The 26,285-nt window shown below is 60.3% G+C and carries 24 protein-coding genes; 22 read left to right on the forward strand and 2 right to left on the reverse strand.

Annotated elements, in window-relative coordinates:
- Nucleotides 1–64 precede the first annotated feature (64 nt).
- Together rsmD and coaD are read left to right on the forward strand one after the other, a co-directional pair.
- Nucleotides 65–634, forward strand: a complete 570-nt coding sequence (gene rsmD / locus H7B67_RS21080) for a 16S rRNA (guanine(966)-N(2))-methyltransferase RsmD (protein ID WP_185121841.1) — start codon at nt 65–67, stop codon at nt 632–634.
- On the forward strand, nt 634–1,152 hold the full coding sequence (gene coaD / locus H7B67_RS21085; RefSeq protein WP_185122302.1) for a pantetheine-phosphate adenylyltransferase: 519 nt from the start codon (nt 634–636) through the stop codon (nt 1,150–1,152). The genes rsmD and coaD overlap by 1 nt, the downstream gene beginning before the upstream one ends.
- A 306-nt stretch (nt 1,153–1,458) precedes the next feature.
- Here the strand turns inward: coaD and H7B67_RS21090 are convergent, their stop codons facing one another.
- Nucleotides 1,459–2,790, reverse strand: a complete 1,332-nt coding sequence (locus H7B67_RS21090; protein WP_185121842.1) for a hypothetical protein — start codon at nt 2,788–2,790, stop codon at nt 1,459–1,461.
- A gap of 110 nt (nt 2,791–2,900) precedes the next feature.
- Nucleotides 2,901–4,136, reverse strand: a complete 1,236-nt coding sequence (locus tag H7B67_RS21095) for a nucleotidyltransferase (protein WP_185121843.1) — start codon at nt 4,134–4,136, stop codon at nt 2,901–2,903.
- A gap of 158 nt (nt 4,137–4,294) precedes the next feature.
- Here H7B67_RS21095 and H7B67_RS21100 point away from each other — a divergent pair, with 158 nt between their 5' ends.
- From H7B67_RS21100 to H7B67_RS21195, 20 genes are all read left to right on the forward strand, one after another.
- The gene (locus H7B67_RS21100; protein ID WP_185121844.1) at nt 4,295–4,813 is read left to right on the forward strand and encodes a YceD family protein; all 519 of its coding nucleotides are present in this window, start codon (nt 4,295–4,297) and stop codon (nt 4,811–4,813) included.
- A gap of 60 nt (nt 4,814–4,873) precedes the next feature.
- Entirely contained in the window at nt 4,874–5,047 is a 174-nt protein-coding gene (gene rpmF / locus H7B67_RS21105) for a 50S ribosomal protein L32 (protein WP_185121845.1), read from the forward strand.
- Between the two features lie 102 nt (nt 5,048–5,149).
- Nucleotides 5,150–5,755: a transcription factor FapR gene (gene fapR / locus H7B67_RS21110; protein ID WP_185121846.1), complete on the forward strand. Its 606-nt coding sequence runs from the start codon at nt 5,150–5,152 to the stop codon at nt 5,753–5,755.
- On the forward strand, nt 5,752–6,741 hold the full coding sequence (gene plsX / locus H7B67_RS21115) for a phosphate acyltransferase PlsX (RefSeq protein ID WP_185121847.1): 990 nt from the start codon (nt 5,752–5,754) through the stop codon (nt 6,739–6,741). The genes fapR and plsX overlap by 4 nt, the downstream gene beginning before the upstream one ends.
- A 10-nt stretch (nt 6,742–6,751) precedes the next feature.
- A complete protein-coding gene (locus H7B67_RS21120) occupies nt 6,752–7,738 on the forward strand; it encodes a beta-ketoacyl-ACP synthase III (RefSeq protein WP_221468852.1) in 987 nt (328 codons plus the stop codon).
- An 85-nt stretch (nt 7,739–7,823) separates the two neighbouring features.
- Nucleotides 7,824–8,753, forward strand: coding sequence for an ACP S-malonyltransferase (gene fabD, locus H7B67_RS21125; protein WP_185121848.1), 930 nt, complete (start codon nt 7,824–7,826; stop codon nt 8,751–8,753).
- Between the two features lie 36 nt (nt 8,754–8,789).
- The gene (fabG, locus tag H7B67_RS21130) at nt 8,790–9,542 is read left to right on the forward strand and encodes a 3-oxoacyl-[acyl-carrier-protein] reductase (protein ID WP_185121849.1); all 753 of its coding nucleotides are present in this window, start codon (nt 8,790–8,792) and stop codon (nt 9,540–9,542) included.
- Nucleotides 9,543–9,628: 86 nt separating this feature from the next.
- Complete coding sequence (acpP, locus tag H7B67_RS21135) at nt 9,629–9,862, forward strand: acyl carrier protein (protein WP_090117455.1); 234 nt, start codon at nt 9,629–9,631, stop codon at nt 9,860–9,862.
- Nucleotides 9,863–10,069: 207 nt separating this feature from the next.
- On the forward strand, nt 10,070–11,311 hold the full coding sequence (fabF, locus tag H7B67_RS21140; RefSeq protein WP_185121850.1) for a beta-ketoacyl-ACP synthase II: 1,242 nt from the start codon (nt 10,070–10,072) through the stop codon (nt 11,309–11,311).
- A gap of 103 nt (nt 11,312–11,414) precedes the next feature.
- Nucleotides 11,415–12,140, forward strand: coding sequence for a ribonuclease III (rnc, locus tag H7B67_RS21145; RefSeq protein ID WP_185121851.1), 726 nt, complete (start codon nt 11,415–11,417; stop codon nt 12,138–12,140).
- Between the two features lie 25 nt (nt 12,141–12,165).
- The gene (smc, locus tag H7B67_RS21150; RefSeq protein WP_185121852.1) at nt 12,166–15,735 is read left to right on the forward strand and encodes a chromosome segregation protein SMC; all 3,570 of its coding nucleotides are present in this window, start codon (nt 12,166–12,168) and stop codon (nt 15,733–15,735) included.
- A gap of 440 nt (nt 15,736–16,175) precedes the next feature.
- On the forward strand, nt 16,176–17,192 hold the full coding sequence (ftsY, locus tag H7B67_RS21155) for a signal recognition particle-docking protein FtsY (protein ID WP_185121853.1): 1,017 nt from the start codon (nt 16,176–16,178) through the stop codon (nt 17,190–17,192).
- A 165-nt stretch (nt 17,193–17,357) separates the two neighbouring features.
- Nucleotides 17,358–17,798 carry a MarR family winged helix-turn-helix transcriptional regulator gene (locus H7B67_RS21160; protein ID WP_185121854.1) on the forward strand — a complete coding sequence of 147 codons (441 nt, stop codon included), beginning with the start codon at nt 17,358–17,360 and terminating at the stop codon, nt 17,796–17,798.
- Between the two features lie 9 nt (nt 17,799–17,807).
- On the forward strand, nt 17,808–19,307 hold the full coding sequence (locus tag H7B67_RS21165) for a DHA2 family efflux MFS transporter permease subunit (protein WP_185121855.1): 1,500 nt from the start codon (nt 17,808–17,810) through the stop codon (nt 19,305–19,307).
- Between the two features lie 482 nt (nt 19,308–19,789).
- Nucleotides 19,790–21,217, forward strand: a complete 1,428-nt coding sequence (locus tag H7B67_RS21170) for an 8-oxoguanine deaminase (RefSeq protein ID WP_185121856.1) — start codon at nt 19,790–19,792, stop codon at nt 21,215–21,217.
- Between the two features lie 33 nt (nt 21,218–21,250).
- Nucleotides 21,251–22,093, forward strand: a complete 843-nt coding sequence (locus H7B67_RS21175) for a C45 family peptidase (RefSeq protein WP_185121857.1) — start codon at nt 21,251–21,253, stop codon at nt 22,091–22,093.
- A gap of 4 nt (nt 22,094–22,097) precedes the next feature.
- On the forward strand, nt 22,098–22,835 hold the full coding sequence (locus H7B67_RS21180) for an SDR family NAD(P)-dependent oxidoreductase (RefSeq protein ID WP_185121858.1): 738 nt from the start codon (nt 22,098–22,100) through the stop codon (nt 22,833–22,835).
- A 21-nt stretch (nt 22,836–22,856) separates the two neighbouring features.
- Entirely contained in the window at nt 22,857–24,194 is a 1,338-nt protein-coding gene (locus H7B67_RS21185) for an amidohydrolase family protein (RefSeq protein WP_185121859.1), read from the forward strand.
- A gap of 55 nt (nt 24,195–24,249) precedes the next feature.
- Nucleotides 24,250–25,467 (forward strand): aromatic ring-hydroxylating oxygenase subunit alpha, encoded by a 1,218-nt coding sequence (locus H7B67_RS21190; protein WP_185121860.1) that lies wholly within the window; start codon nt 24,250–24,252, stop codon nt 25,465–25,467.
- A gap of 5 nt (nt 25,468–25,472) precedes the next feature.
- Entirely contained in the window at nt 25,473–26,282 is an 810-nt protein-coding gene (locus H7B67_RS21195; protein ID WP_185121861.1) for an alpha/beta fold hydrolase, read from the forward strand.
- The last annotated feature ends 3 nt before the right edge of the window (nt 26,283–26,285 follow it).

Consider the following 26,285-nt stretch of genomic DNA (forward strand, 5'->3'; position numbering starts at 1 on the left):
AACATAGCACCGAATGAAGCCGCATGGGCAAGAAGGCGGCGGTTAACGTGCAGGAGATGACAACTTGAGAGTCATATCGGGAGAAGCCAAAGGCCGGCCGCTCAAAGCCGTGCCCGGCCAAACGACGCGTCCGACGACGGATAAAGTAAAGGAAGCGCTGTTCAGCATGATCGGTCCGTACTTCGACGGAGAGATCGTGCTGGATTTGTTCGCGGGAACCGGAGGGCTCGGGATCGAAGCGCTAAGCCGGGGAGCCGGCAAGGCCGTGTTTATCGATACGAATCCGCGAAGCATAGAGGTGGTCCGGGCCAATCTGGAGACCGCCAGGGTGGCGGATCGGGCCGAAGTTTACCGCAGCGACGCGCGCAAAGCGATCAAGCTGCTCGAACGCCAAGGAATTCGGTTCGACTTGATTTTCCTCGATCCACCCTATGCGATGAAGGATTGCGGGGAATTGCTGGACGAGCTGGCGGCCCGGCGGCTGACGGCGGACGGAGCCGTGGCCGTCGTGGAGCACGAATCGGGATTCGATTACGGGGATCGGATCGGAAGCTTCGAAAGGCGCCGGCTGGCGACCTATGGAGAGACCGCGGTGTCCATTTACCACAAGACAGACGGAGGAGAAGCGGAATGATGAGCAAAAAGGTTCGGCAGGAGGGGGAGCATCGCATCGCGGTGTACCCGGGAAGCTTCGATCCGGTCACCTTCGGACACCTGGATATTATCCGCAGGGCCGCGAAGCAGTTCGATCAGCTCATCGTAGCCGTTCTGAACAACACGTCCAAGAATCCGTTGTTCTCCGTCGAGGAGAGGGTAGCGCTGCTGCAGGAGGTAACGAAGGATCTTCCGAACGTGGAGATCGATTACTTCCGGGATCTCCTGGTGAGATACATGCGTTCCCGCAACGCCCAGGTAAGCATTCGGGGCATCCGTTCGGTCACCGACTTCGAATACGAGCTGCAGATGGCTTCGACGAACCGCCAGCTCGACGAGGGGATCGAGACGATCTTCATGATGACGAACCCGAAGTATTCGTACCTGAGCTCGAGCATCGTCAAGGAGATCGCGAAGTTCAACGCGCCGGTCCAGGATCTGGTTCCGCCGGCGGTCGAAGCGGCACTGCGCGGCAAATTCGGAACCGCTCAGGCTTAAGTCGCGGCTAATGCGCGGATATGCGGACCCGGAGATGGCGAATTATGGATAAGCTGCATTAATCGAAGGAGGCTGGCCCTTAAGGGGGAAGCCTCTTTTGGTTTGTGCGGACCAATCCGCGGAGATTCGAGCGCTCGCAATTGTCCCCATTCTAGCCGCTGACCTGTGGAAGCGAGTTGATGAAGGAAAGGAGAGGAGTCCTCCGAACCGGAGGCTGCGAGCGAATAGGGCCATGAACGTCCATTATCCCCTTCGCTCAGCGACCGCCTACGAGGTCGTCTGCTGAGCGAAGGGGATAGCGGACGGTTAGAGGTTCGAATCCGAAGGAGGAGCGCCGGCAGGAGCGTCGGGAGGAGCGCCATGGCCGCTCCCGGCCGGAGGCTCGGTCGGACGAGGCCGTCTTGGACGCAGAAGGGCGGAGAGCAGGGCGAGCAGAAGGAACGCCGCGACGGAGGCGAAGGAAGTCAGCGTCGCCTCGGACAGGCTCGTCCATCCGTCCGGAAGCGGGAAGCTGGAGCCGGTCGAGAAGGCGCCGATCGACGAACCGTCCGGTCGGGCCCACGAAGGGACGAGCCGGGACAGCCAGCCGCCGTCCGCGGCAAGGGCGAGCGGGTAGGTGCAGAGCAAAGCGAGAGCGGCGTGAAGCAGGCGGCCCGCGATGAAGCGGAACCACGGAAATCCGGCTTCGGAGCGGATGACGGCGCGGGCTTGGAGCAAGCCGCTCCAGCCGGTCCAGGCAAGCACGGCCGCAAGAAGGGTGACGGCGTAGACGGGAGTCTGCGAGAACAGGGCGGAGCGGCCCGTCTCGAATGCGCCCAGGTGGAGCTCGTACAAGCCGGGAACGGCGAGCCAGACGTCGGCTTCCGGCCAAGCCAGCTGCAGCATCCGAAGCAGGACGGAGCTCATCATCATCAGGCCGCCGACCGCGAAGAGCACGGATACGGCATGGCTGACCGCATCGGCGATCTGCTTGCCGAAGGGGCGGCCGTCCTGCTGCCTTGCTTCGCGAACGATTCGGCCGAGACGATGCAGGAGCGCTTTGGGCTCCGTTTGCGCAAGAGGCGGCGGGGTGGCGGGAGAACGGGGGCGCGCGATCCGGGCCCAGAGGATGCCGGCGAGAATGACGGACAGCCAGAGGCCGAGAACGAGCGCCCAGCCGAAGGCCGGCGAATGAAGGAAGCCGCTGCCGATGACGAGCACGAGCACGAACGGATTCGGGAGATGGGAGACGAGCAGCAGCGTGTCCATGTCGGAATCGCGCACGAGTCCGCGCTCGCGAAGGCGCTCCGCCTCGCGGGCGCCAGCGGGCATGCCGGCGGACCAGCCGAACGCGATGGCCCAGCCGGCGGCGCCGGGGAGCCGGAACAGGCGCCGGGTCAGCGGCTCTCCGAGAGCGGCGATCGCGTGAAGCAGGCCGGTAGCGGCAAGCAGCTCGGCCAGCATAAGAGGAGGAAGCAGGCCGGGAAAGACGGTCTGCCACCAGACTTGAAGCCCTGCGAGCGAAGCGCGGAACGCTTCGCCGGGAGACTGGACGATGCCGACGACGAGAAGAACGACGCCGGCTCCCGCGAGCAGAGATCCGGCATAGGACGGACGGCGGGGACGAGGGGGTTCGGATTTATCGAATTTATCGGACATGAGCGCTCTTCCTCCCGGTCGGTTCGGGACGCCGAACCGCTTCCCGGGGAAGGCGGCGTCCTATACCAATGTACGCGCCTGTCCGAGGGCTTAGACCAACTCGTCCTTCTCTAGATCCGAATCGGAGGCTGAGAATAATCGCGCCTTCCGTCTTGCAAGCGGTTGTCGCGGAAGGCGAGGGCATAGACGGCGCCGGCTCGGGCGTCCATGCGCAGATAAGGCCATTCGTCTCCGGCCGCGGAGTGGATGACGGGAACCGCGGCGGCCTTCTTCATGCGCCGCAGAAGCTGGCGTCCCCGTTCGGTAAAGCCGAGCACGCGGACGTAGCGGACGCCGGATGCGAGCGCGGCCGCGTTCAGCTCGTCCTTCGTATGGCCGAGCAGAACGCGAAGAAGCAGCCGCTGCAGCTTCGTCCTCGTGTAGCGCTTGGTCTTAAGCCGCGCGATAAGCTCCTCTACGCTGTCGCTCGCCAGCTCCGAGAGGCTTCGGCGCAGGCGGAACTCCAGTCCCTCGGTCGCTTCGGCGAACGAAGCCAGCCGGGACTCGTCCATCTGGGCCAGGAGATGGAACAGCGGCCTGGAGAAGCTCTCCCAGGTGACCGGGAAGCGCCCCGCCTCGGCCTCCCGGCGCAGAATGTCGAGCGTGGAAGGCGGCACGTAAGGAGCGAGCTCCCCGAGATCGCCCGAGCGGGACAGCAGCTCGCGGAGCGCGGTCGCGCTCGCGATGGAGGCGTCGGTGATCGACTTCTGGGAATAATCGGACCGCTCGCGCCGAATGGAATAGGGGACGATTGGGCTGCCCAGCTGGCGAAGCGCCAGCAAATAATGAAGGCCTAGCGTGTGGTTCGGCTGGTCGAGCCGGAAATCGGCGTCAAGCTCGCGCCCCGTCCGGCGAAGATGGAGGCGAACGGCTTCCGCGTAGGCGGAAGGGTAGGGCAAGCCTTCCTTAAGCAGCCTCCCCAGCTCGGCCCCGACCTCTTCGGGCTCGTCGGACAAGATCGAGGCGATGCGGACGAGCGTCTCCAGGTCGCCGCTCTCGCTGCCGAAGCACAGGGTGTCGACGATTCCGGTCGCCTGGAGGACGGCGACGGCCCCGTAGGCGAACCACTGGGCGGGCTGGGAGCTGTAAGCGACGGGCAGCTCGAGGACGAGATCGCACCCGGCCCGCAGCGCCATCTCCGCCCGGGCCCACTTGTCCGCGATGGCCGGCTCGCCCCGCTGCAGCCAGTGACCACTCATGACGGCGACGACCGCGTCCGCTCCCGTTATTTTCCGCGATTGTTGTATATGATATAGATGACCGTTGTGAAGCGGATTATATTCGACGACAATTCCGACTGTACGCATAGCCGATAAGAGTCTCCTTCAGCAAATAATGGGATATTATCACCACTATATCACGCGGAAGAGGCGACGGACGACGTCCGTCGGCAACGAGCGCGGAATTGTTGACAAAAGCGCGTCATGACAGATATAATAATTTTTGTTTGTTTGGAGTGATGAACATGCTGCTTAACGTTCAAGAGCTGGCAAGCCGCAGGGCGCCGGTGACGTTAAAGGAATCTGTCGATGTGACGGAAGCGTACCGAAGCATACGCGACGTCAAGCCGCTTGGACCTATGACTGCGGAGCTAACCGCCATATACTCCGACGGACTGATCGACGTATCGGGAACGATCGATTGCAAGCTTCAATTCCAATGCTCCCGTTGTCTGGATCCGATCGAGGAGGACTGGCATGTGCCGTTCCAAGCGACCTTCAAGGTCGTCTCGAAGGAGCAAGCGGACAGCGACGAAGCGGAAGACGAAGACATCCTGCAGATAAAAGACGAACCGCTCGAGCTTCTTCCTTACGTAGAGGAAGAGCTTATGCTCAGCATGCCGCTCGCCCCGATCTGCAAGGAAGATTGCAAAGGGTTATGCCCCGATTGCGGACAGAACCGAAATACGCAGGAATGCGGCTGCAATCGAGAGAAGATCGACCCTAGGCTCGACGCTCTCAAGGATTGGTTCGGTTCGAAGTGACTTCTAACGCGAAGTGAACGCCGATTCAGGCAGCTTTCGATTGGATAAGGAGGTGGGAACATGGCAGTCCCTTTTGGAAAAACATCGAAATCCCGCAAAAACAAGCGTCGTACGCATTTCAAACTGGTCGTTCCAGGCATGGTTAAGTGCGATCAATGCGGCGAATTGAAGCTTGCGCACCGCGTCTGCAGAGTATGCGGCACGTACAAGGCTCGTGAAATCATCAAGCAATAATGAAGATAACGCGTCCCGGCGTCACTGCGTCCCGGCGCGTTTTTCTTTAGTATCGATTGGCACCAGGTATCAATAGGAACCTATAAAGGCGGTGTAGCAGCCGTGGAGCGGCTCTCCAAACGCGAAAGGCATCAGCAGCTTAACAAGCTCATCGAAGAGAATCCGTTCCTGACCGACCGAGAGCTGACTCGGCTGCTCAAGGTCAGCATCCAGACGATTCGTTTGGATCGCCTGGAGCTGTCGATTCCGGAACTGCGGGAGAGACTGAAGATGATGGCGGAGCGGTCATACGATTCGGTCCGCTCCCTCCCGCTCGACGAGGTCATCGGAGAGATCGTCGATCTCCAGCTCGACAAGAGCGGAATCTCCTTGTTCGAGATTCGGGAGGAGCACGTCTTCTCGCGCAGCGGCATCGCCCGGGGTCATTACGTATTCGCTCAAGCGAATTCCCTTGCCGTCGCCGTCATCAACGACGAGGTAGCGCTGACCGCATCCGCGGATATCCGCTTCGTCAGGCCCGTAAGGCTCGGGGAGAAGTGCATCGCCAAGGCGTATGTGCGCTCCAGCGGGTCGCAGAGGGGACTGTCGAAGGTGGAAGTGTTCACCTATGTCGGGGAAGAGAAGGTTTTTCACGGCAACTTCGTGATCTACCGATCTCATACGGCGATAGCGGGGGAGACGGAAGCTGAAGGAGGTAACATCCTTTGAGAATCGCCATTGACGCAATGGGCGGAGATCTCGCTCCTCAAGCGCCCGTAGAAGGGGCGCTTGCGGCGGCGAGGGAGTGGCCGGACACTCAGCTTCTTCTGGTAGGCAAACCGGAAGCCATCAAATCCCATCTGGGAACCAATCCGCCGTCCAATATCTCCATCGTGGAAGCGATGGATACGATCGAGGCGGACGACGAACCGGTTCGCGCGGTCCGCCGCAAAGCGAACTCTTCGATGGTCGTCGCCGGACGCATGGTTAAGGAAGGCCAAGCGGACGCGATGATCTCCGCCGGCAATACCGGCGCGCTTATGACGGTCGGACTGCTCGTGGTCGGAAGAATGGAAGGGATCGAACGCCCGGGCTTGACGGCCATTCTGCCTACCGTGGACGGCGTCGGCGTCGTCGCGCTCGATCTGGGCGCGAACATGGACGCGAAGCCGGAACACCTGCTGCAATACGCGCTCATGGGCAGCCGCTACCGCGAGAAGGTGCACGGCATCGCAAGGCCGCGGGTAGGGCTGCTGAACGTAGGAACCGAGGCGGCGAAAGGCAACGAGCAATCGAAGGCGGCATTCGAGCTGCTTAGCGGGGCTCCGATCAACTTCATCGGCAACGTGGAAGCGCGCGACGTGCTCACGCGGAATTGCGACGTTCTCGTCTGCGACGGCTTCTCCGGGAACATCCTGCTAAAGGCGATCGAAGGCGCGGCGGAGACGGTGTTCGGCGTGCTGAAGACCGAGCTGACCTCCAGTTGGAAGTCGAAGCTGGCCGCGGCGATCCTGAGACCGAACTTCGGCCGGGTGAGGAAGATGATGGATTACAAGCGCTATAACGGCGCTCCGTTGCTCGGGGTTAGCGGACTCGTCGTCAAGGGCCACGGCTCCTCGAACGCGGAAGCGACGATGCATGCGATCCGGCAAGCAAGAACGGCCGTAGGCAACGGATTAATCTCTGCATTGGCCGACGATCTCGGCGGAAAGTGAGAGAATGCGAATGAATGGAATTCCCGTCGGCATTCTCGGGACTGGCAAGTACAGCCCCGAACGCCGTTTGACCAATCAAGATCTTGAAGCGATGGTGGACACGAACGACGAATGGATCGTATCGAGAACCGGCATTCGCGAGCGGCGCATCGCCGCGCCGCACGAGGCGACGTCCGACTTGGCTTACGAGGCGTCCGTCAAGGCGCTCGAGGCGGCCGGGATCACGGCGGATCAGCTCGATCTGATTATCGTGGCGACGATCACTCCCGACATGTTCTTCCCGTCGACCGCCTGCCTCGTGCAGGAGCGGCTCGGAGCGAAGAACGCGGCGGCGTTCGACCTGTCCGCGGCTTGCTCCGGCTTCATCTACGGGCTCGCGAACGCCAGCGGCTTCATCGCGATGGGAACGTACAAGCACGTCCTCGTCGTCGGAGCCGACACGCTGTCGCGAATCACCGATTACACGGACCGCAACACGTGCGTTCTGTTCGGCGACGGCGCGGGCGCCGTCGTGCTCGGCCAAGTGCCGGAAGGGCGCGGCTTCCGGTCGTTCAAGCTCGGGGCCGACGGCTCCGGCGGCAACCTGCTCTGCATCCGCGGCGGAGGCTCGCGCCTTCCGTCCACGGCCCAGACGGTAGCCGACAAGCATCACTTCCTTTACATGAACGGCCGCGACGTGTTCAAGTTCGCGGTTCGGGTGATGGGGAGCGCGGCGGAAGAAGTCCTTGAGCAAGCGGGATTCGCGAAGCAGGATATCGATCTTCTTATCCCGCATCAGGCGAACATCCGCATTATCCAGGCGGCTCTCGAGCGCTTGGAGCTTCCGGAGGAGAAGTGCGTCATCAACGTGGATCGCTACGGCAACATGTCGGCGGCTTCCATTCCGGTGGCGCTGGCCGAAGCGGTGGAACAGGGCCGCGTGAAGGAAGGGGACAAGATCGTTCTCGTCGGCTTCGGGGGCGGCCTGACCTGGGGAGCTTCGACCATCGTCTGGTAATACCGGCGATTGGGGTTTAAGCCGTCATTATTTTTACTTCATTAAATTAGTTGAGAATAGTTGTGGATGATAGGGAGGGATCGACATGGGTAAAATCGCATTCGTCTTTCCGGGCCAAGGAGCGCAAGCGGTCGGAATGGGGAAGGACGCCTATGCCGAATTCGAAGCGTCGAAGAGCATCTTCGACCGCGCCGACGCGGCGCTAGGCTTCTCCTTGTCCGCGCTCGCCTTCGAGGGACCGGACGAGCAGCTTAAGCAGACCGCCTACACGCAGCCCGCGCTGCTGACGACGAGCATCGCTCTCCTGGAAGCGTTCCGTTCGCGCGGCATCGAGCCGGATTACGTGGCCGGGCATAGCCTTGGCGAATACAGCGCGCTCGTGGCCGCCGATGTGCTCGACTTCGAGGACGCGGTGCGTCTCGTTCGTTCCCGCGGCTTGTTCATGGAGCAAGCGGTTCCCGGCGGCAAGGGCGCCATGGCGGCAACCTTGGGCGCCGAGCGCGAAGCTCTCGAAGCGCTGTGCAAGGACGTGACCGCCACGGTCGGGCCCGTGGAGCTGGCCAACGTCAACTGTCCGGGCCAGATCGTCGTCTCGGGTTCGAGCGAAGGCGTCGCCGCCGTCGCGGAGAGAGGCAAGGAGGCGGGAGCCAAGCGGGTCATTCCGCTGGAGGTGAGCGGTCCTTTCCATTCGTCGCTCATGCGGCCGGCGGCCGATCAGCTCGCGGAAGAGCTGAAGAAGGTATCATTCCGCGACGCGAAGATTCCGGTCGTCGTCAACGTGAACGCCAAGCCCGTCACGGAAGGCGCGGAGCTGAATCGCCTTCTGGTCGAGCAAGTCGTCTCTCCCGTCCTGTGGGAGGATTCGGTGCGTTATCTGATCGACCGGGGCGTCGATACCTTCGTCGAGATCGGTTCGGGAACGGTTCTGGCCGGCCTCATCAAGAAGATCGACAAGTCGGTTAAAGTGATTTCGGTGAACGGCGCCGCGGCTATCGCGGAAGCGGATCTGGCCTAATCGGCCAACTAAGTCGAACCAAGGAGAGTGGCGATCATGGCGCAGGTTGATCTGACTGGCAAAGCCGCGCTCGTTACGGGAGCGTCGAGAGGCATCGGCAGAGCGATCGCGATCGCTCTGGCGGAAGCGGGAGCGGACGTCGCCGTCAACTTCGCGGGAAGCGAAGCGGCGGCGGCGGAGACGGCCGCGGCCGTCGAGGCCCTTGGCCGCAAGGCGATTCTTCTGCAAGGGAACGTGGGCAAAGCGGCCGAGTTCGATGCGATCGTCGGGAAGGCGATCGAAGCGTTCGGCAAGCTGGACATTCTCGTGAATAATGCGGGCATCACCCGTGACAATCTAATCATGCGGATGAAGGAAGAGGAATTCGACGAAGTCATCGAGACGAACCTCAAAGGCGTCTTCAATGGCATCAAGGCCGTCACTCGTCCGATGATGAAGCAGCGCTCCGGCCGCATCATCAACATCTCTTCCGTCGTAGGCGTGCTGGGCAACGCGGGACAAGCGAACTATGTCGCGGCCAAGGCGGGCGTCATCGGCCTCACCAAGTCGGCTGCCCGGGAGCTGGCCTCCAGGGGCATTACCGTCAACGCGGTCGCTCCGGGCTATATCGAGACCGACATGACGGGCAAGCTGCCGCAGGAGGTCAGGGAAGGAATCCTGTCTCAAGTTCCGCTCGGCCGCATGGGCAAACCCGAGGACATCGCCAGCGCCGTCGTCTATTTGGCGTCGGATGCGGCCTCCTACATGACCGGCCAGACGATCCATATCGACGGCGGCATGTACATGTAAACGGTGCCGCAGAATAAGCGGACGGTTTTAAGACTATGGCTTTTTGTAAATGATTCACGTATAATACCCTAAGGGAGGTGAACCGGATGTCCGATGTATATGATCGCGTGAAACGCATCGTGGTCGAACGCCTGGGAGTAGAAGAGGCGGAAGTAACCAATGAAGCGAACTTCAAGGATGACTTGGGCGCTGACTCTCTCGACGTAGTTGAACTCGTCATGGAGCTGGAAGACGAATTCGACTTGGAGATCTCCGATGAGGATGCAGAGAAGATCACAACGGTGGGAGAAGTCGTAAATTACATACAATCTCATGCCTAATTGATCTAACGAGTCCCGTTCGTGCGACGGGACTTCTCCACATTCTAAGCAAAAGTATAAAACGATTGGGAGAAGCCGGCGCATGCCGGTTTCTCTCTCGATGATAAGATTGAACGAGTCTCCGGCGCTCTTGGGGGTTCAAGCGGAATCCCTATCGCTCTCCGGGCGCCGAGCTCGTTTAACCTGGCTGAATGAGGTGAACACCTTTTGAAACAACGTGTCGTAGTTACCGGCATGGGGGTTATCTCTTCCCTCGGTAACGATTTGAATACTTTCTGGAACAATCTGCTCGAAGGCAAATCGGGCGTCAGCTTGGTCGAGGCGTTCGACACGAGCGACTACCCGACGAAGATCGCGGCAGAGATTAAGAATTTCAATCCCGAGGAGTTCGGCATCGACAAGAAGGAAGCGAGAAGGATGGACCGCTTCGTTCAATTCGGCCTTGCCGCCAGCCTCAAGGCGATGGAAGATTCGGGAATCAAGATCGGCGAGAACGTCGACGCGGAACGGGTAGGCGTCAGCGTCGGCTCCGGCATCGGAGGCCTCGGAACCTGGGAAGAGCAGCATACGATCCTGATGGAGAAGGGACCGCGGCGCGTAAGCCCGTTCTTTATCCCGATGATGATCGCCAACATGGCGAGCGGACAAGTCTCGATCGCAACCGGCGCCAAAGGTCCGAACACGACCACGGTAACGGCTTGCGCCACGGGAACCCACTCCATCGGCGATTCGTTCAAAATGATTCAGCGCGGCGATGCCGACGTCATGATCTGCGGCGGCGCCGAGGCGACGATTCGCCCGATCGCGATGGCCGGCTTCAGCAACATGCGCGCGATGAGCACCCGCAACGAGGAGCCGGAGAAGGCGAGCCGTCCGTTCGACGTCGGCCGCGACGGCTTCGTCATGGGCGAAGGCGCAGGCGTTCTCATTCTCGAATCTCTTGAACACGCGACGGCTCGCGGCGCGCGAATCTACGGCGAGATCATCGGCTACGGCATGAGCGGCGACGCTCACCATATGACCGAGCCGGATCCGGACGGAGCGGCCCGCTGCATGGCCCGCGCCATCAAGGATGCGGGCATCGAGCCTTCCGAGATCGGTTACATCAACGCTCACGGAACCTCGACTCCCGTCGGCGACAAGTCCGAGACGACCGCGATCAAGATGACCTTCGGAGACCATGCCTACAAGCTGGCCGTCAGCTCGACCAAATCGATGACCGGCCACATGCTGGGAGCCGCGGGCGGGGTAGAGGCCGTCATTCTCGGCTTGACGCTTCAGAACGGAATCATTCCTCCGACGATTAACCTCGACGAGCAGGATCCCGAGTGCGATCTGGACTATGTTCCGAACAAGCCGAGGCAAGCGGATATCAAGGTGGCCCTGTCGAATTCGTTCGGCTTCGGCGGCCATAACGCTACCGTAATTATGCGCAAATACGAAGCCTAAAGGATGGGCGCGAACGTGTGACGCAGGCGGCGCGAGCCACCTGCGTCATTTTTCATTGGGAAGCGGCAAGCAAGTTGAATCAGAACCGGGAGGTGCACCAACGGTGAATTCGGCGAACGAACCACTCAAACGGCTGCAAGATCGGCTTAATCTGCATTTTCGCGATTCGATGCTTCTAAGGCAGGCTTTTACTCATACCTCTTACGTTAACGAACAAAGGGGAGCTCGGGTCGAGCATAACGAGCGATTGGAATTTCTCGGCGACGCGGTTCTTCAATTGACCGTATCCGAAACGCTGTATCGCATGTATCCCGACCGTCCGGAAGGGGAGCTGACTCGTCTAAGGGCCAGCATCGTATGCGAACCGTCGCTTGTCCGTTTTGCCGAGGCGCTCGATTTCGGTCAAGTCGTGCTGTTGGGCAAAGGGGAGGAGCAAACAGGAGGAAGAACGAGACCTTCTCTGCTTGCGGATGCGTTCGAGGCTTTCGTCGGCGCTCTTTATCTCGATCAGGGCTTGGATACGGTACGCGCATTCCTGGACGAGCATCTGTTCGCCCATCTGCCGAAGACGAGCCGGCTGCCGCTTAAGGATCATAAGACGGAGCTTCAGGAGAAAGTTCAGCAATGGAGCTTGGGAACGCTGGAATACCGGACCGTGGAAGAGAGAGGGCCTGCCCATGACCGGGAGTTCGTCGTGATCGTGCAGGTCGGAGAACGCAAGCTCGGAGAGGGAGTCGGACGTTCGAAGAAGGAAGCGGAGCAGCGGGCGGCGTCAAGGGCTTTGAAGCACTTGCAGGAAGAGGGCGCCAAGGAAAACGGATCATCTTAAGCACGGGAGAGGTGACGGTTAATCGATGTATCTCAAGGGGATCGAGCTTGCCGGCTTCAAATCGTTCGCCGACCGCACCGCGCTCGAGTTCGGACGCGGAATAACGGCGGTCGTCGGGCCGAACGGCAGCGGCAAGAGCAATATTTCGGACGGAATCCGCTGGGTTCTCGGCGAACAAAGCGCGAAGAGCTTGCGCGGCGGCAACATGCAGGACGTCATCTTCGCGGGAAGCGACGCGCGGAAGGCGGTTAATTTCGGCGAGGTATCGATTACTTTCGATAACCAAGACAAGACGCTCCCGCTCGACTTCACGGAAGTGACGGTGACCCGGCGGGTTCACCGCAGCGGGGACAGCGAGTATTTGATCAACAAGCAGCCCTGCCGCTTGAAGGACATTACCGAGCTCTTCATGGATACCGGCATCGGCAAGGAAGCTTATTCCATCATCGGGCAAGGACGAATCGAGGAGATTCTGAGTACCCGTTCCGAGGATCGCCGGGGAATCTTCGAGGAAGCATCGGGAATCGTCAAGTACAAGTCCCGCAAGAAGGAAGCGCAGAAGAAGCTCGAGGATACCGAAGCGAACCTTCTGCGGATCAACGACCTCGTCACCGAGCTTGAAGGCCAGGTGGAACCGCTTCGCGAGCAGTCCGAGAAGGCGGAGAGGTTCAAGGCGCTCAAGGACGAGCTGAAGTCCAAGGAGATCGCGCTGTACGTTCATCAGATCGAGACGGTGCACGCTTCCTGGAACGAGACGAACGAGAAGCTGACCAAGCTGAAGGAAGAGGAGCTGGCGCTATCCGCCGAAGTCAGCCGGCATGACGCCATGCTGGAAGAGGATCGCGGAGCGCTCCATCGCCTGGAGGAGACGCTCGAGAAGCTGCAGGACGAGCTGCTCCACACCAGCGAAGAGACGGAGAAAAGCGAAGGCTATGCCGAGCTCCTCGGCGAGCGCCGGACGAACCTGGAGCGAACGCGCGAAGGGCTCGCCGAGAGCTTGTCGCAGGCGGAGCAGCGTCTCGCCGTGCTGGCGGCGGAAGGGCAGGAGCTGGCTGCCCGCAAGGAGCAGACGGAGGGCGAGCTCGTCGAGCTGACGAAGAAGCACGACCAGGAAGAGACGAAGCTCGGCTTCGTGGACGGCAGCAGCGACGCCGAAGAGAAGCTGAAGGCGGAGCTGTTCGACGCGATGAACGCGATGGCTCAAGCCCGCAACGACATCCGCTACTGCGTTCAGCAGAAGGAAGTGCTGGAGAAGCGGATCGGCCGCACGTCCGAAGAGCGGGAGAAGTGGGTGGAGCAGCGCGAGGCGCTCGCCGCCCGCCGGGCGGCCGTGGAAGCGAAGCTTGAGGAATGCACGGCCGCGGTAGTCGAAGCAAGAGACCGCTACGTGGCGGAAGGCGCGAGATCCGCGGAAATCCAGCGCGGCCTGGAGGAAGCGCAGGCGGAAGCGCGCAAGGCCGAGCAGAAACGGGAAGCGCTCGTCTCCCGCCGGGATACGATCAAGGAGATGCAGAACGACTATGACGGCTTCCAGCACGGGGTAAGAGAAGTGCTGAAGGCTTCGAAGCGCGGACAGCTTCACGGGGTTCACGGCGCCGTCGCCGAATTGATCGGGGTGCCGGCTCATTTGGAGACCGCGATCGAGACGGCGCTCGGCGGCGCGATGCAGAACATCGTCATGGAGAACGAATCGACCTCCCGAGCTGCCATCGCCTACCTGAAGCAGAGGCAATCCGGACGGGCGACGTTCCTGCCGCTCGACGTTATTCGGGCAAGAACGATCGGCGAGAGCGACCGCCGCATTCTCGGCGAAGCGGAAGGCTTCGTCGGGGTCGCCTCCGAGCTCGTCAAGGCGGAGTCCCGATACTCCGGCATCGTCGGCAGCTTGCTGGGCAACGTGCTGATCTCGGAGAAGCTGGAGCAGGCGAACCGAATCGCATCGCGCCTTCAATATCGCTATCGGGTCGTTACGCTGGACGGCGACGTGGTCAACCCGGGCGGCTCTATGACGGGGGGGAGCCTTCAGAAGAAGTCTTCCAGCCTGCTGGGCAGGCAGCGCCAATTGGAGGAGCTGGACCGGGATATCGCCCAGGCCGAGCAAGCGAAGACGGCGGCGAGAGATCTCGTCGACGATCTTAAGAAGGAACTGGGCCTGGTAACCCAGAGCATCGAGCAGCTGCGCGAGCTCGGAGAGAAGGCGCGGATGAACGAGCAGCAAGCGTCGGCCGAGCGGCAGCAGCTTCTGAACGAAGAGAAGCAGCACGGAGAGCTGGAAGCGGTGCTCGACGGCGAATCCTCGATTCTGGACGCCGAGCTGAAGGCGCTGGAGGAATCGAAGGCGGAAGCCGACGCTCGCCTCGCCAAATTCACGGAAGAGGAGAACCGCCTTCAGGAGAACATCCGGGAAGCGGAGGAGCTTCGCCGCAGAAGCCAGACCGCGAAGGAAGAGCTGCAGGCCTCCATCACCGAGCTGAAGGTCGCGATCGCCCGCCTGTCGCAGGAGCGGCAATCGCTCAGCGAGCAGACGGCCCGCTTCCAGAGCGAGTGGACGCGTCTCGAGACGGAGAAGCGCCAATTAAACGAGGCTTTGAAGAACAACGCCGAGGAAATGGAGAAGACCGTTAACGAGCAGACGGCCCAGCGGGAGAAGCTGAACGAGCTGCGCCTCGCCAGACGCGAGTTCACGGAGAGCATCGAGTTCAAGCGTTCCGACCGCGCGGAGCGGCTTCGCGTTCTCGAAGTGAAGGAGAACGAGACGAAGGAGCAGCGCGTTCGCTTGAAGCAGGTCGAAGACCAGCTCCGGCAAGCGGAAATTTCGACGAACCGGATGGACGTCGAGCTCGACAACCTCCTCCGCAAGCTTAGCGAGGAATACGAGATCGGCTTCGAATGGGCGAAGTCGAAGTACCCCGTCCCGGAAGACGTCCCGGCGACGCAGAACGAGGTGCGGGAGCTGAAGAGGAAAATCACGCTCCTGGGAGACGTCAATCTCGGAGCGATCGAGGAGTTCAAGAGAGTCAGCGAGCGCTTCGAATACCTGTCCGGCCAGAAGGACGACCTCATCGAAGCCAAGTCCAAGCTTCATGCCATTATTCGCGAGATGGACGACGAGATGTCGAAGCGGTTCCGCACGACGTTCGAGGAGATCCGCAAGCACTTCGTCATCGTTTTCTCCCGCTTGTTCGGAGGAGGCCGCGCCGATCTCGTCATGGTCGAGCCGGATCGCCCGCTGGACACGGGCATCGATATCGTCGCGCAGCCGCCGGGCAAGAAGCTGCAGAACCTGCAGCTCCTGTCGGGGGGAGAGCGGGCGCTGACGGCGATCGCGCTGCTGTTCGCCATTCTGAACGTAAAGCCGGTTCCGTTCTGCGTGCTCGACGAAGTCGAGGCGGCGCTGGACGAGGCGAACGTCGCCCGTTACGCGCATTACATGAGAGAGTTCTCCGAGCAAACCCAGTTCATCGTCGTTACGCACCGCAAGGGCACGATGGAAGAGGCCGATCGGCTGTACGGGGTCACGATGGAGGAAGGCGGCGTGTCCAAGCTCGTCTCCGTCAAGCTGGAGGAAGGCGAAGAGATGATCGCCTCGGCGTAAGGCTTGCGGATTAAGACGCGAGCGGTAGACCGCGGCAGCAGGGGTGCGGCTCGGACTGAAAGCCGGCGCGTATCGAGCTGTAAGCCGACATTATCGGCTTAGAGGGCCGAAGCCGGCGCGAAGCATGCTGTAAGCCGACATTATCGGCTTAGAGAGCAGAAAGCCGGCGCGTATCGAGCTGTAAGCCGACATTATCGGCTTAGAGGGCCGAAAGCCGGCGCGAAGCATGCTGTAAGCCGACATTATCGGCTTAGAGAGCAGAAAGCCGGCGCGTATCGAGCTGTAACCCGACATTGTCAGCTTACAGGGCCGAAAGCCGGCGCAAAGCATGCTGTAAGCCGACATAATCAGACATAATCGGCTTACAGGGTAGAAAGCCGGTATAAATCGAGAAACGGCAAGGAATCGCCCGGAGACATCCGGCGTTGGAGGAAGAAAAAATGAGTTTCTTTAAACGGTTAAGAGAAAGCATCGCTTCGAAGACCGAAGCGATCACGAATAAGTTCAAGGACGGTCTGGCCAAGACGAGAGACGCGTTCGTCGGCCAGGTGGTCGATCTGTTCTCGCGCAGAAAGAAGATCGACGAGGCGTTCTTCGAGGAACTCGAAGAGATTCTGATCGGCGCCGACGTGGGCGTCAACACGGTGATGGACCTCATCGACGAGCTTCGCGCGGAAGTGAAGAAGCGCAAGATCGAGAATCCCGCCGAGCTTCAGCCGATCATGACGGAGAAGCTGGTCGGGCTCCTGAAGGGCTCCGGCGAGCAGACTTCGCTGAAGATGAACCCGAACGGGATTACGGTTATCCTGTTCGTAGGGGTGAACGGCGTCGGCAAAACGACGACGATCGGCAAGCTCGCGTGGCGCTTCAAGCAGGAGGGCAAATCCGTCCTGATGGCGGCGGGCGACACTTTCCGCGCGGGAGCGATCGAGCAGCTGCAGGTGTGGGGCGAGCGCGTCGGCGTCGACGTCATCAAGCAGGGCGCGGGCTCGGATCCGGCCGCGGTCATGTTCGATGCCGTCCAAGCGGCGAAGCAGAGAAACGTCGACGTGCTGCTGTGCGATACGGCGGGACGTCTGCAGAACAAAGCGAACCTCATGGAAGAGCTGTCGAAGATCTATCGCGTCATCCAACGCGAAATCCCGGGAGCGCCGCATGAGACGATTCTGGTACTGGACGCGACGACCGGCCAGAACGCCCTGCAGCAGGCGAAGCTGTTCGGAGAGAAGAGCGGCGTCTCCGGACTCGTGCTGACCAAGCTGGACGGAACGGCAAAGGGAGGCATCGTGATCGCGATCCGGAACGAGCTGTCGCTACCGGTGAAGTTCGTCGGGCTCGGCGAGAAGATGGACGACCTGCAGGAGTTCGACGCCGAGCAATTCGTCCATGCGCTGTTCGCGGGTCTGGCCTCGGAAGGCGATTCGGGCGAAGAAGCCGAAGACGAGGCGCAGGGCTAAATAGGAATAACGGACAAAGAATGGCGGAATCCTGTACGGGGCTGCTGCCATTCTTTTTTTTTGCCGAATAATTTTCGTTGACGAGTGAATATCTTAGTGATAAATTAGTGTTTATGCAAAACATTCGCATGCGTACTATTTTGGACGAGAGGTGTCTTGGATTGAATGGATAGCAATCTGATCGCGGATCTGTTCCTGTCGTTTCGAGCGGTGAACCAGTCGATGCATCATGCCATCATGAAGGGCTCCGAGGAGCTGGGTCTCACCCCGATCCAGTTTATGGTGCTGAAATTCGTGAAGAAAACTCCGGAGATTCGCTTGTCCGAGCTCGCGGATTGTTTGTTCATCGGAAACAGCGCGACCAGCGGCATCGTGGATCGGCTAGTCAAGCTGGATATGATCACCCGGGAGCGCGGGGAACGGGATCGCAGATCCGTGATGTTGAAAATGACGTCCAAAGGGGAGGAGCTGTTACGCAAGGCCAATGAGAGAAGGGAGCAAGTGTTGCTGCCTTTAATGAAATTGGATGAGACGGAAGCCAAGCAAATGATGGAGACTCACAAGAAAATTGTGAATCTACTAGAGAAAACAGACATTACGGAGTGAGGTTAACCCATGAGTCAAGCAGTAGCAAAATTAAAACGCGGCCCCATCATGGTGGCTATTATTCTCGGGGCGTTCGTTACCCTTCTGAACCAGACGCTCCTGAACGTGGCGTTGCCCAAGATCATGGCCGATCTGGAAATTACCACGAACACCGCCCAATGGCTGACGACCGGCTTCATGCTCGTCAACGGCGTGTTGATTCCGCTTAGCGCTTATTTTATCGGCCGGTTTTCCACGAGACAGCTGTTCAATACGGCCATGCTATTATTCTTGATAGGAACCGTATTTTGCGCCTTCGCGGGCAATTTCGAAGTCTTGATGGTCGGACGCGTCATCCAAGCGGCAGGCGCGGGCATCATGATGCCGCTGATGTCGATCGTCGTCCTGACGATCTTCAAGGTGGAAGAACGCGGCAAGGCGATGGGGATGATGGGTGTCGCGATGATCTTCGCCCCGGCCGTCGGACCTACGCTGTCGGGATGGATCGTTCAGCATTATTCGTGGCATGTTCTGTTCTACATTATCATGCCTCTTGCCATTATCGCTCTCCTGTTCGGACTTAAGTTTATGCAGAACGTCAACGAGCTTACCATGCCTAAGCTGAACAAGCTCGGCGTCGTTCTGTCGACGATCGGCTTCGGCGGCCTGCTGTACGGCTTCAGCGAAGCCGGCAACGGCGGCTGGGACAGCGCGGAGGTTATCGTAAGCCTCGGCGTGGGCGCGCTCGCGCTTATTCTGTTCATAGTCAAGGAACTGTTCAACAAGGTTCCGTTGCTCGAATTCCGCGTATTCAAGTACGACATGTACTCGCTCACGACCGTCATTAACATTCTGGTCACGATGGCCATGTATGCCGGGATGATCCTGACTCCGATCTACATGCAGAACATCCTGGGCCTGACCCCTATGAAATCCGGTCTCGCCTTGCTGCCGGGCGCCATCCTGATGGGCATTATGTCTCCGGTTACGGGAGCGATCTTCGATAAGATCGGCGCTCGTTGGCTGTCCGTCGTGGGTCTGCTCATTACCGCCATCTCGACCTACGAATTTACCCAGCTTACGGTAGACACGTCGTACGCGCATATGATCCTTATCTATACGATCCGCATGTTCGGCATGTCGCTGCTCATGATGCCGGTGCAGACGGCGGGCATGAACCAGCTGCCGCAGCGCCTCAACCCGCACGGCTCCGCGATGTCGCAGACGCTTCGTACGGTCGGCGGCGCTCTCGGTACGGCTTGGCTCGTTACGGTCTTCTCCAATAAGACCAAAGACGTCGCGACGGAGCTGGCGATCGCCGGGCAAGTCAATCCGGAAGACAAAGCGGCCATGCTCGACGTGACGAATCACGCGACGGTCAGCGGCATCAACCACGCCTTCGAATACGCCCTTTGGCTGACGATCGCGGCGCTCGCGCTTGCCTTCTTCATCCGGAAGACGAAGCCGGGCAAGGACTTTGCCGTGAGCCCGAACGCGAACGCCGAAGCTCCCAAAACGGCGAAAGCCTAATACGCAACCGAATCTCAACCGAATAGTTTCGGCTTTAAGCCTCGTTTCTCGACCCTGTCCGACAGGGGGGAGAAACGGGGCTTTTTGCTGCGTTCGAAACGGACGGAGATAGGCAAGCCGAACCTCGCCGTATCTCCTCTTCGCCCCTTTGCTCCCTCGTCGAACACCCAAATGATTGGCGATTCCCTCCAAATTAGTGTCAATATATATAACATTAACTCCTGAAATTTACGTGCACGATAACCAACAAACCATTATTCGCGTTATTAAATCTAACAAAAACTCCTTCCTCTCATTGAACCGATAAATTAGAAGCCTATACAATGGGTTCAAGGCTAACCTACAAAGGTTTAAAAGGCTGGCGAATACGAGCGATCGAACGAAGCCTTTCTTGAATCCGCGCTGTCAGGTTCGCTTTCATCCGGCGGAGGAAGACGAAGGATAGCGTCGATTCGGTCTTTGACGAAGAGGAGGTTACCTGTTTGGGAACGTTATTGATCCGCAACGCGAAGAACATCATCACGATGGACGGAGAGCGTCGCCGTTATCCGGGAGGCAGCTTGTACGCGGTCGACCAGCAGATCGTCGCGATAGGGTACGACTTGCCCTACGAGACCGCCGATACGGTGATCGACGCTCGCGACAAGATCGTTTACCCCGGCCTTATCAACACTCATCACCACCTCTATCAGAATTTGACCCGCAACATTCCTTTCGTTCAGAAAACCGAGCTGTTCGATTGGCTCATCACCCTTTACGACATCTGGCGCTGCTTGCGGCCGGAGGATATTTATACGAGCGCGGTCGTCGGTCTCGGAGAGCTGCTCAAGAGCGGCTGCACGACGGCGGCCGACCACTTCTATTGCTTCCCTAGCGGAATCAGCGGGGAGCTGATCGACGAGGAGATCCGCGCCGCGCGGGAGCTCGGAATCCGCTTCTTCCCGACGAGAGGCTCGATGAGCCTCGGCCGATCCAAGGGCGGTCTGCCCCCGGACGAAGTGTGCCAGACGGAGGATGTCATTCTCCGCGATTCGCGCCGGCTTATCGAGACGTACCACGATCCGAAGCGGTTCGCGATGGTGCGCGTCGGCGTCGCTCCATGCTCTCCCTTCTCGATTACCGCCGACCTGCTGCGGGAATCGGCCGATCTGGCCAGAAGCTACGGCGTACGAATGCACACTCACCTTGCGGAGACCAAAGACGAGGACCGATTCTGTCTCGAGAAGCTCGGGATGCGCCCTCTGGAGTTCATGGAGCAGAACGGCTGGGTCGGCCATGACGTCTGGTACGCCCACGGGATTTACTTCAACGACGACGAGATCGGGCATCTAAGCACGCATCAATGCGGAGTCGCCCACTGCCCGACGAGCAACATGAAGATGGGCTCCGGCGTCATGCCGATCGTCAAAATGCTCGAGAAGGGCGTCAAGGTCGGGATGGGAGTGGACGGATCGGCTTCCAACGACGGCTCCAACATGCTGCTCGAGGTGAGAGTCGCTCACCTCCTGCACAATCTGATGCACGGAACGACGGCGCTCGGAGCGGAGGATTGCCTGAACGTCGCCACGCGCGGATCGGCAAGGGTGCTCGGATGGGAAGACGACATCGGATCGCTCGAAGTCGGCAAGGCGGCCGACCTGTTCATGATCGATACGCGCCAGCTCGGCTTCGCCGGCGCTCTTCACGACGACGCGGCGCTGCCGGTGCTGACGGGCTTGTCCCAGACGGTCGACATGACGATCGTCGGCGGCAAGATCGTCGTCAAGGACGGCAAGCTCGTGAACGTGGACGAAGAGAAAGCGGCGCTCGCGGGCCAAGCGGCTTCGTTCCGATTGCTTAACGAAGCGGCGCTGAGAAGCAAGATCGACTACGGACGCATGCGCACCGAGAGGAGATATCCGAATTTCTAAGCGATGAGCGCCGGACAAGGAAGGAGGTAGGCCATGTGTACGATAGGAGCGCTCGTTATCGTTGATCCATCCGATCAGCTGCGCGTCTACGGCTTCAAGAACGCGGACAATCCTCCCGTCGGGTATTGGCATGGCGTGGCCGGCAGCGGGGACGGTTATTCCTCGCTCGCCTTCGGCCTACTGCCCCAGACGGGAATCAATTCGGGAATGAACGAGAAGGGGCTGCTGCTGATCAGTTCCTTCTTCGGGTTCAGTTCCGCGGATAAGGAGAAGAGGGACGGCTTCTGGCAAGGCGATCTCAGAGGCAAGGTGCAAGCGGAAGCGCTGGCCCGCTGCGCGACGGCGGAAGAGGCGCTGGAGCTGATGCTCGAGCGCTTCGGCCAATCCGCGGAGATCAGCATCGGAGGCAGTCACGTCATCGTCGACAGGAGGGGCGGATTGTACGTTTTCGAGCACAGCGAAGGCTATACCGCCTGGCAGGACGCGACCGCCCAAGGCTGGGCGGCGAGGAGCAACCAGTCGTTCGGCCTGTTCCGGGCCGAACAGGAGCTTCAGCACTCGGACGTCAGCAAGGATCGCGCGTTGAGGCTGGAGCGGGCGGAGTCGGTGCTGAGCGGGCTCGGGAACAAGAAGCTGGACGCTTCGGAGGCGATCTCGGCGATCCAGTATCTGCTCCGCATGCACGAGAATGCGGATGGCAGCGCGATCGGCAGCGTCTGCGCGCACGGCGTGCTCAGCGGCCGGTCGAACGCGCCGCTGCCGCACGATACGGTAAGCGGGATGATCTGGGATTTGGCGGAAGCGGAAATGAAGTACACGCTTGGACAACCTTGCCGCAACGAATGGAGACGGCTTGGATTTGGCGGAGAGGAGTGAGCGCATGTTCTCGTATCGAGGCAAGAAAGTGCTGATCGCGGGCGGCGCGTCGGGAATCGGAGCGGCGACGGTCAAGGCGTTCCGGGATGCGGGCGCCGAAGTCATGGTATTCGACATTGCCTTCAAGGAAGCGAGGGAGGAGGAAGGGCTGCTGGAATACCCGGTCGACCTGTCCGACTCCGCGCGGCTATCCGCCGCTTACGCCATGCTGAAGGAGCGTTGGGGAACGCTTGACGTGCTCGTCAACAATGCGGGAATCGAATGCGTGGCCACGCTGGAGGAGACGACGGAGGAGGCTTGGGATCGCGTCATGGGCGTGAACCTGAAGAGCGTCTTCTTAAGCTGCAAAGAAGCCCTGCCGCTGCTTCGGGCGTCCGGAGGCAGCATCGTCAACACCGCTTCCCAGCTCGCTTTCGTAGGAGCTTCCTCCTTCACGGCTTATACGGCTTCCAAGGCGGCGGTCGTGAACTTCACGCGCAGTCTCGCCCTGGAGACGGCGAAGGACGGAGTCCGGGTGAACTGCGTCTGCCCGGGGGCGATCGACACGCCGCTCCTTCGAAGGCAGTTCGAAGGCAGAAGGGGGCCGCAGGGAACGATCGACAATCTGATCGGCATGCATCCGCTCGGCCGATTGGGCGATCCGTCCGAGATCGCCGGCTGCATTCTTTTCCTCGCCAGTCCTCTGGCTTCCTTCGTCACCGGCAGCGCGATGCTCGCCGACGGCGGCTACACCATTCAATAAACAAGTTGGGGGAGAACATCGATGAACGACGGCTTGCTGATTACGGGCGGTACCGTCCTGACGGTGAACGAGACGAACGAAGTGATCGAAGTCGGGGCGGTGCTTATCGAGAAGGGGAAAATCACCGACGTCGGAGAGGCATCCGCGCTCGAAGCGAAATATGCGAACGTAGAGAAGCTGGACGCGACGGGGCAGGTCGTCCTTCCGGGACTCGTCAACCTTCATTTGCACTCCGGCCTTATTCGCGGCACGGCGGAGGATCTGCCCGTCTTCGAATGGCTGACCAAATACGTGGACCCGAAGCACCGGGCGCTGACCGACGAGCTGGCTTACGCGGCGGCGCGACTCAGCTATACGGAAGGGCTGCTCGCGGGAACGACCTGCGTCATGGACATGTACCGCTTCATGCACCGCTGCGCGGACGCGGTGGAGCAGCTCGGCTTAAGGGCGACGCTGGCTCCCTACGTGGTCGACAAGCCGGGAATGGATTACTTCGAGTCGCTGGACAAAAATATCCGACTCGTCGAGGAGCGCAACAAGACGGCGAACGGAAGAATCCAAGTATGGTTCGCCCTGGAGCACCTGACCTATTGCACCGAGGAGGCGTACCGCCGCGCGGCGAAGCTGGCCGAGAAGTACGACACCGGCATTCATACGCACGGCGAGGAATCGATCGAGATGGCGCGCCGGCTGCATGCCGAGACCGGCCGGTGGCCGGTGGAGCTGTTCTACGATCGCGGCATCCTCGGGCCGAAGACGGTGCTGGCCCATTGCGTATGGCTGCAGGAATCGGAAATGGAATTGCTCGCGAAGACGGGAACGTCCGTCGCTCACTGTCCGGTCAGCAACCTGAAGCTGGCGTCCGGCATCGCCCCGATCAAGGAGCTTCTGGATCTGGGGGTCAATGTCGGCATCGGAACCGACGGGGTGAAGGAGAACAACAACCTCGACATGCTCGAGGAGATGAAGTACGTGCCTCTTCTTCAGAAGGCCAGACTGCTCGACGCCACCGCCATTCCGGCGGAGATCGCGCTTCGAATGGCGACAATCGACGGAGCGAAGGCGCTCGGCCTGGACAAGGAGATCGGCTCGCTCGAGGCCGGCAAGAAGGCGGACCTGATCGTCGTCGACTTCCGCAAGCATCACCTGACTCCGATCATTCGCGGCAAGTACAACAACGCGGTCAGCAACCTGGTCTATTCGGCCTCCGGCTCCGACGTCAGCCACGTGTTCGTCGACGGCAAACCCGTCGTAAGGGATCGCAAGCTGCTGACGGGAGACGCGGAAGCGATCCGCCTGGAGGCCCAAGAGGCCGCGGAAAAATTGTTCGAGCTAAGAGAACCGTTCATTCCTGTTTGACGAAGTGCCAACGAGCATGAATCTGCCAACTACAGAAAAGAGGGAGGAACTATCCATGTCCTACAAGCCATCCGAAACCGTCGTCTCCATCCTGAACGATCTCGGCCCGTCGCTGATCGAATCGAAGGAAGCCCGTTCCATGCCGCCGGAGGTCTATATCTCGGAGGAGTTCTTCGAATTCGAGAAACACGCGATCTACGGCAAGAGCTGGCTGTGCGTCGGCCGCCAGGAGCAGGTGCCGAATCCGGGCGACTATTACTCGATTACCGTCAACGACGATCCGCTTATCGTCACCCGCGACAAGAAGGGCGAGATCAACGTCATCTCGGCGGTATGCCAGCATCGCGGCCACCTCGTCGCCGAAGGCTCCGGCAATTGCAAAAACTTCCGCTGTCCGCTGCACTGGTGGACGTACGGGCTGGACGGGGAGCTGATCTCCGCTCCGGAGATGATCCGGATCGAGCCGTTCGATATTTTGCGCCATGACCACAGCCTCCCCCGGCTCAAGACGGAGATCTGGAACGGCTTCATCTTCATCAACTTCGACGAGAACGCCGAGCCGCTCGCTCCGACGCTGGCCAAGCTGGACGAGGAGATGAAGAACTACCGCCTGAACGATCTCGTGTCCATGCCGTTCGTCGACATCGACGATTGCGAGTGGAACTGGAAAATCATGATCGAATCCTCGCTCGAGCCGTACCACACGAACTATCTGCACAAGGGTCCCCACGACTTCGCGCCAAGCCAGCTGGCCGGGTTCGTCGACTTCGACGAGGACGACGGCCAGATCATGCACCCGACGGGCTTCACGCATATGGACGCGGGCTTCTCCCCGGACATGACGGCGAACTTCCCGCCGATCTCGACGCTTACCCCCGAGCAGCGCCAGAAGATGACGATCGCTTCGGTTCCGCCGATGCTGACTCTCGGGCTGATGCCGGACCAAGTGTTCTGGAACATCATCCTGCCGAAGGGTCCCGGCAAGATCTTGTTCCGGTCCGGCCTCATGTACCCGCCGGAGACGGTCGCCCTGCCGGACTTCGAGGAGCGCTACAAGCGGGCGAACGACAGCATTCAGGAGATCAACGAACAGGATCTCGCGGCGAACGCTTCCTTGCAGAAGGGGCTCAAGTCCCGGCTGTCGCGGCGCGGCCGTTACGCGGCTCTTGAGAGAACGCTGCCGCAGCTGAACAAGTGGCTGGCGAAGCGATACTTCACCTACGCGGAGCAGTTCGGCTATAAGCCGGAGTTCGCGCAGCCGGAGAAGGTGTGAGCCCGATGGGAGGAACGGGCGAGATTCGAGACATCCGGGTAACGGGAGCGGCGGGCGAGCTTCGCCTGCTCGCGGCCGGCAACCCTCAAGGAAGGCCCGTTCTGTTCCTTCACGGGATAACGGAGAACGCGCAGGCTTTCGTTCCGATCATGCGGGAGCTGCCGGACGATCTGTACGTTCTGAGCCTCGATCTGAGAGGGCGGGGACAATCCGTCAAGCCTTCCGCGGGCTACGGCGTGCTCGAATACGCGCAGGACCTTCTCTACGTCTGGAACCACTTCTCCGGCAACGCCGAGAAGCCGGTGCTGGTCGGCCATTCCATGGGAGGGCGCGCGGCGTGCGCCTTCGCCGCGCTCTACCCGCAGCTGGTCGGCGCCGCCGTGCTTATCGATCCGCCGATCTCGGGACCGGGCCGCCCGGCTTTTCCGCTGCCGATCGGCCGGTTCCTGGAGCCGAAGCGGGCGCTGGAGGCGGGGGACATAGAGCGATTCCGCTCCTACTACGCCGCTCCGGGCTTCGACTACGAACGCAAAGCCAATGAGCTGAGGGAATGCTCGGAGGAAGCGATCCTTCACTCGTACGAGGCGATGAACCGCGATCCTTTTCACGCTTATTACCGAATGCTGAAGGTTCCGGCTTTGCTGATTACGGCGGGCGGGTCTCCCCTCATTCCTAAGGAAGCGGAAGACGAGCTGAGGAGAATGAACCCGCTCGTGGCCGTCGTCCGTTACGAGGACGTCGGGCACGAGATTCACAAGCTGGCGCCGGAGCGCCTGACGCAAGAACTCATCCGATACCTGACTTCATTGACCTAACCC

Source organism: Cohnella thailandensis, from assembly GCF_014212135.1.
GTDB classification, from domain to species: domain Bacteria; phylum Bacillota; class Bacilli; order Paenibacillales; family Paenibacillaceae; genus Cohnella; species Cohnella thailandensis.